At 45.9% G+C, this 1706-nt stretch carries 2 protein-coding genes; both read right to left on the bottom strand.

Features of this window, described 5'->3' with window-relative positions; genetic code table 11:
* A partial coding sequence (locus ACP5KC_RS10530; RefSeq protein ID WP_428287565.1) for a hypothetical protein occupies positions 1-387 on the bottom strand: 387 nt, incomplete at its 3' end.
* On the bottom strand, positions 387-1649 hold the full coding sequence (locus ACP5KC_RS10525) for an RAMP superfamily CRISPR-associated protein (RefSeq protein ID WP_428287564.1): 1263 nt from the start codon (positions 1647-1649) through the stop codon (positions 387-389). The genes ACP5KC_RS10525 and ACP5KC_RS10530, both read right to left, overlap by 1 nt.
* Positions 1650-1706 lie beyond the last annotated feature (57 nt).

Raw genomic sequence — 1706 nt, 5'->3', positions numbered from 1 at the left:
GTTCTTCATGTGGACGATGAGCCTAGAGCCCGTTTTCACGTCGAAACGGAAAACATAGTCGAAGAGCTCGCTCGTGAGCTTGTAGACCTCTTGAACCCATTGGGAAGCCTCACTGAGTAACGGCTCGATTTTATCTTGGCTGAACTCCAGGTAGAGGCTCTTGGAAAGGCTCTTCGAGAAGCTTGTAGTTAGCATTTCCAGCGGTTGTCGCTTAGACTCTTCGCCTCTTCTCGGAGTAAGGGAAATCTTTCCTTCGAGGTCAAGTAGTGCGGTCTCGGTTAACTTTCTTGTTATGAAGGAGTAGATATTCGACTTGACCCCGTACTTCTTTAACTCCTGTTCGATGAAGTCTTCCAAAGAAATTTTCTGCTGATGCCTACTACTCATTAAGGCCACACCCCGTGAGGTTTTTTATTTAAATATCTCCCCAATTCTTGCAGTGCATGCCTTGTTGCCTGAATAATATCATCCTCTTTCACACTCAATTTCTCCCCATTATCATTCACATCCAGCGGTTGGGAATCGGATTCATATCCGCCATACCAGTAAATCCTCTTTGGCCAGTCACCCGAGACGAATACGGAAATATACGCCCCAGCTCCGTTTTTAAACCAGTGCGAGTCTCCATGATAGACTATAAAAATCGGGCTCGCTCTCCTTTCAACGTCTTTATCCATTCCGTAGCCGGTATAATCTGACCCGTGGCCAGGTGGTTTTTGTTTTCGTGGGAGGCCTAGTATCCAGGCTTCAAGATTTCTCCTGAGATCGTCTTGACAGTTAAAATTCCCCGTAATTTTTTTGCACCTTATACTCCTAAGGAAGAAGTTGTGGATATCTTCCCAATTCATATTACTGGTTCGGTATAGTTGAAAGGCATATAGGTCGTTTGAAACCTTTCTACTCGCTATTGAGGGCATGGGTGGTAGATGTTCCTCCTTGCACTTCTCAAGACGTGCGTTATCCTTCACAAGTTGTAGAGCGAGTTCACGCGTTTTGGACAAAAAGGATTTCATATCCCTTTCTATACTTAGTCCTTCTACCCTTATTACGTCGAGAGAGCCCAACGCCCTTCGTGATCCCTTACCTATGCCTGAGAGACTTAAAGACAATAGGAGTGTTCTCAATGCTAGCTCTCTGGATGCACTTGGAAGGCGTGAGTCAGGCTCGATTATAATGTTAAATTCGCCATTTAGGAAATACGCGAGCTTTGGTGGGGGCTCATCTTTCCTATGTATGGTCAATAAACCGATTCTCTGTAATTCTCTCACCCTACCGTCCAGCCAGACACGTCGACTAGATGCGCTGCGCTCTTGAGGTCGACGTACAACTTCTACTCTTATTTTGTACTTTGATACTCCTCCCATTTTGGACCCGCTAGAGTAGCCGAGACCCATTTTTTCACCGACGATTCTAGATATGGCTTTGACCTCGAAGTCGGTCGGCCTTCTCACGACGTTTTTGTCTTCTTTTCCGCAGAGTAGGTTGCTGTCGTAGAGTGCACCAGCTACGACTGCTCTAGCGAACCACCTCCATATTCCTTTGATGCTTGTGGGTCTTAAGAAGTATGTTGTGTCTATAAGCTCGGGTTCGTAGTATCCCACGAATGCAGGTGTTGACTGTCTGACTCTAATCGTAACCTGGCTACTCATGTATGTACGCCTCCGCGAACCTCTTCAGCCATATTGCCATTCTAGCAAGTATTTTCT

The organism is Infirmifilum sp. (genome assembly GCF_049970975.1).
Classification (GTDB): Archaea; Thermoproteota; Thermoprotei; order Thermofilales; family Thermofilaceae; genus Thermofilum; species Thermofilum uzonense.
Note: the sequence above shows the minus strand (reverse complement) of the source record. Positions and strands in the feature narration are given on the sequence as shown.